This is a genomic window from Hydrogenophaga sp., assembly GCF_041633695.1.
Taxonomy (GTDB): Bacteria; Pseudomonadota; Gammaproteobacteria; order Burkholderiales; family Burkholderiaceae_C; genus Hydrogenophaga.
Genome location: NZ_JBFJMY010000228.1, coordinates 1 through 6673, shown reverse-complemented (window position 1 = coordinate 6673; position 6673 = coordinate 1). Strand labels below are relative to the sequence as shown.

General features: G+C 64.2%; 6 protein-coding genes. 2 read left to right on the top strand and 4 right to left on the bottom strand.

Going from position 1 to position 6673, the window contains the following annotated elements; all coding sequences use genetic code 11:
• The 4 genes from ABYB95_RS14235 to ABYB95_RS14220 form a co-directional block, all read right to left on the bottom strand.
• On the bottom strand, nucleotides 1-1970 hold a 1970-nt coding region (locus ABYB95_RS14235), incomplete at its 3' end, for a PAS domain S-box protein (protein WP_372659226.1).
• 143 nt (nucleotides 1971-2113) lie between these two features.
• Nucleotides 2114-2974 carry a sulfurtransferase gene (locus ABYB95_RS14230; protein WP_372659225.1) on the bottom strand — a complete coding sequence of 287 codons (861 nt, stop codon included), beginning with the start codon at nucleotides 2972-2974 and terminating at the stop codon, nucleotides 2114-2116.
• An 85-nt stretch (nucleotides 2975-3059) separates the two neighbouring features.
• Nucleotides 3060-3956 (bottom strand): DMT family transporter, encoded by an 897-nt coding sequence (locus ABYB95_RS14225; protein WP_372659223.1) that lies wholly within the window; start codon nucleotides 3954-3956, stop codon nucleotides 3060-3062.
• Between the two features lie 67 nt (nucleotides 3957-4023).
• Nucleotides 4024-5175 carry an aromatic ring-hydroxylating dioxygenase subunit alpha gene (locus tag ABYB95_RS14220; RefSeq protein ID WP_372659222.1) on the bottom strand — a complete coding sequence of 384 codons (1152 nt, stop codon included), beginning with the start codon at nucleotides 5173-5175 and terminating at the stop codon, nucleotides 4024-4026.
• A gap of 341 nt (nucleotides 5176-5516) precedes the next feature.
• Here ABYB95_RS14220 and xseB point away from each other — a divergent pair, with 341 nt between their 5' ends.
• Nucleotides 5517-5786, top strand: a complete 270-nt coding sequence (xseB, locus tag ABYB95_RS14215; protein ID WP_372659221.1) for an exodeoxyribonuclease VII small subunit — start codon at nucleotides 5517-5519, stop codon at nucleotides 5784-5786.
• Nucleotides 5783-6673 (top strand): polyprenyl synthetase family protein (locus ABYB95_RS14210; RefSeq protein ID WP_372659220.1); only part of this gene is annotated, 891 nt, incomplete at its 3' end. The genes xseB and ABYB95_RS14210, both read left to right, overlap by 4 nt.

Here is a 6673-nt window from a genome sequence, read left to right as displayed (position 1 = left end):
TCGTCTGCGCTGGCGCGGTCCTGGAGTTGGTCTTTCAACAATTGTGTGAAACCGTCGATGGCGCGCAGCGGCGATTTCAGATCGTGCGACACGGAGTAGGCGAACGAGTCCAGCTCGGCGTTGACCTGTTCCAGCTCGGCGGTGCGCAGGCGCACCCGCTGCTCCAGCGTGCTGTTGAGGCGCTGGATCTCGTGCTGGTGCTGGTGGCGCTGCAGTTCCGCCGAGGCGCGGCCGGCAAAAATGGCAAACAGCGCCCGATTTTCCGGTTGGAACGGCGTGGGGCTTTTCCAGAGCGCGGTGAGCGTGCCAATGGTCTGGCCTTGGTGGTCCAGCAAATTTTGCGTGGCGTGGTTGGGATACGTTTCACTGCCCACGGCCAGGGCGCCAGGCTGGCTGTGCTCAAAGACGGCGATTGTGTTGTCGGGCGGGGATTCCAGCCAAGGGCCGGCGGGCACCGCGTCGGCAACTGCCAACTGGCCGTGTCGCCAGATGGCCAAGGTCTGCGCTTGCCCGGCGCCGGTGGCCTCGCGCACGAAAACGGTGTCGGCGCCCAGCGCTTTGGCCATGTGCTCGACCAGCACCGCAAAAAAGGCCTCCCCGGTCTGGGCCGACATGCCTTGTGCCATCTCCAGCAGCAAGGCTTCGCGCCGCTTTTCTTCGGTCACGTTCATGGTGCAGGCCAGCACGCAGGGCTCGCCTTCCATGTCGATGAGTTCCGCCCAGATGCGCACTTCGATCAAAGTCCCGTCGGGCTTGCGCAGCCGGGTTTCGTAGCCGTGCAGACGGCTTTCGCGACGCAGTGCACGCACAAAATCACCGCGGCTTTGTTGGTCTGGCCAGAATTCACGGGCCACTGTGGGTTCGTGTTCCGGACGGTCGTCGCGCGGCCTGTGGTCCACCCGCTGGATTTCGACCAGACTGCCATCTTCGTAGCGGGTGATGGTCATGTTCAGGGGGCTGAAATGGAAGGTCTTGGCAAAGCGCTCCTCTGAACGGCGCAGTTGCGCCAGTGCCGCCGATTGTTCGCTGATGTCCGACACGGTGGTGATGATCAGCTTGTCCTTGGGATCTTTGCCCATTTCGGAAGAAATCAGGGCGCTGAAGGTGCTGCCATCGGCGCGCAGGCCCAGCACAGGGTACTGCGTGACCAGCCGCTCTGTGAACAGGCGCCGCAGGTAGGCGGGGCGGGCGCTTGGGTCGGCCCACAAAAAACCTTCCTCCTTGCCCACCACCTGTTCTTTGGTGTAGCCGTAGGCGCGCTCAAAGGCGGGGTTGACGTCGACCAAATACCCGGTATGGGCCGATTGCGCCAGCATGGGGCTGGGGCTGCTGCGGAAGAAGCGGGCAAAACGCTCCAGATGCTGATCGCGTTCCGCTTCCAGCTCCTGGCGGCGCAGCAGTTCGTTCATTTGCAGTTGCAGCGCTTGTTTGGCCCGGTGTCGGCTGAAATACACCATGATGGCCACCACCACCAGGGTGGCGGTCTGTGTCAGCCAGGTCTTGAGTCCCACCTCCAGGTTGTGCTGCGGCAGATAGCCGTGCAGCTCAGCCACGGTCAAGACGGCCAAGGCCGTGGCGCTGAACGCCACGGTGGCGATGAGCGCGTTGCGGTTCAGAAAAATGCCGGCGCCAACGACCGCGCCGACATACAGAAAGGCGACCGCGCCGCGCACCGAGCCGATGGCCACCACGCCAAAGCAGGCCACCAACAGCACCAGAGACACCATGATGTGCGCGTTGTAGCGCGTATAGCCCCGGCGGATCAACAGCAAAGAGATCCAGCTGACCACCGCGAACAGCACGGTGGTCCAGGTTTCCAGCGGATTGCTCGTGTTGGCATACACCAGCGGTATCAGCAGGGTGGACACCGACGCCAACAGCACGGCCACGGTGCGCAAGGTGCTGGTCCGGAATGCGGTGTCGCCAGTATCGTCGGGCAAGGACTGGGCGGGATTGTCCTTCTTACTCATCCGAATCCATTCGGGTTGCTGTGGGTCGCAAACGGGTTGCTGTCACACAGTTGGGCTTGTCTCCGTGTTGTATCGGTCCTTGGAGGCCGTTCTTGATGATCTCGCTCAAGACTTCTTGCGGTTTCGCACGGCGAAGTGTTTTTTTAACCCTGTGCCACGGGCAAGCCGGGGGTGTTGCACCACTCGCTCCAGCTGCCAGGAAACAGGCGGCTGCGCCCCAGGCCTGCGATTTCCATCGCCAGCAGGTTGGGCGTGGCGGTGACGCCGCTGCCGCACTGGTGGATCACGCTGGCCGGGTCGCGCCCGCCGAGCACCGCGCTCCACTCCGCGCGCAATTGCGCTGCGGGCTTGAAGTGGCCATCGGGTGTGAAATTATCGGCAAAGGGCCGGTTCAAGGCGCCCGGAATGTGACCGGCCACCGGATCGAGAGGCTCGGTCTCGCCGCGAAAGCGGGCACCGGCGCGGGCATCGACCACGGTCTGGCGGGTGCTGCCGAGTGCGCCGGCCATTTCCTGGGCCGAAGCGACATCCACCAACGCGGCTTGCAACTGGAAGCTGCCCTTTGGCACGATCGCTGTCGCCGGTCCGATTTCGCTGGCACCTCCAGCGGCGCGCCACGCCGCCCAGCCACCGTCCAGCACCGCGACCGCTTCATGCCCGCACCATTTGAGCATCCACCACAGGCGGCCGCAAAAACTGCTGCCCTGCCGGTCGTACACCACCACTTGCTGTCCGGCCTGCAGGCCGGTGTCTGCCAACCAGGCCGCGAAGGCCTCGCGCGAGGGCAGGGGGTGGCGGCCACCGCTGGCGCTGGCGTCGCCGGGAAGAGCGCTCAGATGGGTGTTCAGGTCGGCGTGAACGGCGCCGGGTATGTGTTGTTCGAGGTATTGGGCCAATCCTGCAGACGGCTGGCCCAGATCAAAACTGCAATCGAACACGCGTACCGCGGCATGTTGGTCCAGGTGTTGCCGCAGCTGAGCGGCGGAAATGAGGGTCTTGTGCATGCCGGTCATTGTGCGGCAAGTGCACCGGGATGACCATGCAAGCCAATGCATCAACCTGCCGGCTGCGCGTGTGCGCAGCGAGGGCTCAGGCGGCGTGGTCTTCTGCTGGCGCGTGGGGCAGGGCGCGCGCGCGCAGCACCGTGGCTGTGATGCCGCTCACGACGATCAGCGCCATGCCGGCCCAGCTCAAGGGCGTGAGGTGATCTCCAAAAATCACCACGCTGTAGATACCTGCGAAGACGATGCCCGAATACTGCAAGTTGGCCACCACCAGGGTGGCGCCGCTGCTGTAGGCGCGCGTCATGCACAGTTGCCCCAGTACCGCGAGCAGTCCAATAGGCAGCAGCCACAATGCGCTGGGCCAGAACCAAGGGCTGGCGCCGGTGAACAGCATGGCAACACCGCCGGTGAGCACCGCCCCGACCGAAAAATAGAACACGGTGCGGCTGTCGGGTTCGCCTGCGCGCGCCAGTGCCGACACCTGCAGGTAAGCGAAGGCCGCAAAAATGCCCGACAGCAGGCCGATCAGGGCGCCAAAGACCTGTGCTTCGTTGATGGTGGGGCGCAACATCATCGCCACGCCGCCAAATCCGGCCAGAACCGCCAGGAACAAAGGGCCTTGGTGCTGGATGGAGGTCTGTTTGCCTTGCATCAGCACTGCGCCGCCGAGCAAGAAGGTGGCAATCCACACGCTGCTCATGTAGTTCAGCGTCATGGCAGTGGCCAGGGGCAGTAGGGGGATGGCGTAAAACCAGCAGGTCAGCGCGATCACCCCCACCAGGGTGCGCCAAGCATGCATCATGGGCAACTGGGTGCGCAATGAGATGCGGCGCGCGCGGGCAAAGAACCAGATGAACACCACGCCCACCAGTCCGCGGTAGCAGACAATTTCGAAACTGTTGAAATGTTCCGATGCGAACTTGATGCAGACCCCCATGGTCGCGAACAGGAAAGCGGCGAGCAGCATCCACAGGGCTTGCATGGGGTGGTCTTTGAGGAGGAGCGGACAGGAGCGGTCGAGCGCCGGGGCGAGGCCCCGGTCTCAACGGTCAGAGCGTGTCAGCGGCGCCCTGCAGCTGCGTGCGGTACCACTCGTGGAAGTGCTGCATGCCGTCTTCCATCGGACTCTGGTACGGCCCGGTTTCGTTGTCGCCACGCGTGAACAAGGCCTTGCGGCCTGCGTCCATGCGCTCGGCGATCTCATCGTCTTCGATGCAGGTTTCCATGTAGGCGGCGCGCTGCGCATCTACAAAGTCGCGCTCGAAGGCGACGATTTCTTCCGGGTAGTAGAACTCGACCATGTTGAGCGTCTTGTCCACCGCAGTGGGATAGAGCGTCGACACCGTCAGCACATGGGGGTACCACTCGACCATGATGTGCGGGTAGTAGGTGAGCCAGATCGCGCCGTGTTCCGGCATGCGCCCATCGCGGTACTTCAATAGCTGTTCGTGCCAGCGCTGGTAGGTCGGGCTGCCCGCTTGGCCGGAGAGCTTGGCCGCGCCCACGGTCTGCACCGAGTACTCGGGCTTGAATTCCCAGCGCAGGTCTTCGCAAGACACAAAGTTGCCCAAACCCGGGTGGAACGGCCCCACGTGGTAGTCCTCCAGGTAGACCTCGATGAAGGTCTTCCAGTTGTAGTTGCACTCGTGCAGCTCCACATGGTCGAGCACCATGCCGTCAAAATTGAGCGCTGCACGTGGGCCCATGCCCGCCAGGTCGGCTTCGATGTCGCGGCCATTGTCTTCAAACAGCAGGCCGTTCCATGCACGCAGCGGGTAACGGTTCAGGCTCAGACAGGGGTCTTGCGCAAAATGCGGCGCGCCCAACAAGGTGCCGGCAGGTGCGCCCTGACCGCCGCTGTAGGTCCAGCGGTGCAGGGGGCAGACGATGTTGCCACCCGCGCTGCCGCTCTGCACCTGGTGCAGATTGCCACGCCCGCGCAGCATCACGGCCTGGCGGTGGCGGCACACATTGGAGATCAGCTCGACCCCGTTGGCCCCGTGCACCAGTGCCCGCCCGCCGCCCTCCTGGGGCAAGGCGTGGTAGTCGCCCGCTTGTGGAACCGAGAGTTGGTGCCCCACGTAGCGGGGACCGCGCTGGAAGATGGTGTCCAGTTCGCGCTGGAACAGCGCCTGGTCAAAATAGCTGGAAACCGGAAGTTGACTTGCGGCCTGCTGCAATTGAAGACTTAAATCAGACATGAAGGTCCTGACCTGAAGACTCCCCCTATGAAGGGGCAGGGTAAGCGCCTGGGCGCGGGATGGGTGGAGTGGTGCGTCCCTCCGGGCACGAAGTGCCCGTCGCGAAGATGAAGAAAAAAGAGGGTGGATTGTACCCCGGGGGTGTCCAAGCCCTGTCCGGCCAAGGCCTTGGCGCGGCGGGCGAAAAGTGGTGCGCTCCCAACCATGCGTCGGGGTGGGGGATAAAATCGAAGACCATTCAGCCAGCTGGCTTTCTCGTCTGAACCTGCCAGGCACCTGTAAGCTGTGCTCGGATGCTGCACAGGCCAGGCCTGCCACCGCTGGACCCACCCATTTCGTACATGACCACACCATCCACACCCAAGGCGACCAAGGCCGCAGCCAAAACCGGTGCGGCTTCCGACGTTGCCGCCAGCTACGAGGCGGCACTGGAAGAACTGGAACAACTGGTGGCCCAGCTCGATGCCGGGCAGTTGCCGCTGGACCAGTTGCTGTCGCGCTACCGGCGCGGAGCGGAGCTGCTGGCCTTTTGCCGTCAGCGTCTCGATGCGGTCGAGACCCAGATCAAGGTGCTGGAAGGTGCCGAACTCAAACCGTGGGACGCCGCTTGAACGCCTCCGTCCACCCAGAGCTCGCATTCCAGGCCTGGCGCAGCGAGCGCCAAGCCACGGTCGAGCGCTGTCTTTCCGATTGGGTGGCACCCGGCGCTGCCACCGACCTGGGTCTGGCCATGCGTTACGCCGTTCTCGACGGTGGCAAGCGTCTGCGGCCCTTGCTTACCTTGGCCACCAGCGAAGCGGTGCAAGGTGCGCCACAGGCCGCCATGCGGGCCGCCTGCGCGGTCGAGCTGATCCACGCGTATTCGCTGGTGCACGACGACATGCCTTGCATGGACAACGATGTGCTGCGGCGTGGCAAACCCACGGTGCACGTGCAGTTCGGGCAAGCCCAGGCCCTGCTGGTGGGTGATGCGCTGCAGGCGCTGGCGTTCGAGTTGCTGGTGCCCGAGGACGCGTCCATGCTGCCCTCCCAGTCGGCTGCCATGTGCCGTTTGCTCGCCTTGTCGGCCGGTGCTGATGGCATGGCGGGCGGCCAGGCCGTCGACCTGGCCAGTGTCGGCAAGTCCTTGAATCAGGCAGAGCTGGAAGCCATGCACCGCTTGAAGACCGGTGCCTTGCTGCAAGCCAGCGTGTTGATGGGTGCTGCCTCCGCGCAGCCCAGTGCAACCGAGAAAAGCCATCTCGCGCGATTCGGCGCCTGCCTGGGCCTGGCCTTCCAAGTGGTGGACGACGTGTTGGACGTCACCGCCGATTCCGGCACCCTTGGCAAAACGGCTGGCAAGGACGCTGCCGACGACAAGCCGACCTTCGTCGCCCTGCTGGGGCTGGCGGCGGCGCAAGCCTACGCCCAGGCGGTGCTGGACCAAGCACACGATGCGCTGAACGCCAGCGGATTGCCCCATTCCACCCACTTGCATGCCCTGGCCGACTGGGTCGGG

What these genes read in the sequence shown, in the direction of transcription:
- ABYB95_RS14230 (WP_372659225.1), bottom strand. Translation starts at nt 2,974, where the DNA reads ATGCACAAGACCCTCATTTCCGCCGCTCAGCTGCGGCAACACCTGGAC.
- ABYB95_RS14225 (WP_372659223.1), bottom strand. Translation starts at nt 3,956, where the DNA reads ATGCAAGCCCTGTGGATGCTGCTCGCCGCTTTCCTGTTCGCGACCATG.
- ABYB95_RS14220 (WP_372659222.1), bottom strand. Translation starts at nt 5,175, where the DNA reads ATGTCTGATTTAAGTCTTCAATTGCAGCAGGCCGCAAGTCAACTTCCG.
- xseB (WP_372659221.1), top strand. Translation starts at nt 5,517, where the DNA reads ATGACCACACCATCCACACCCAAGGCGACCAAGGCCGCAGCCAAAACC.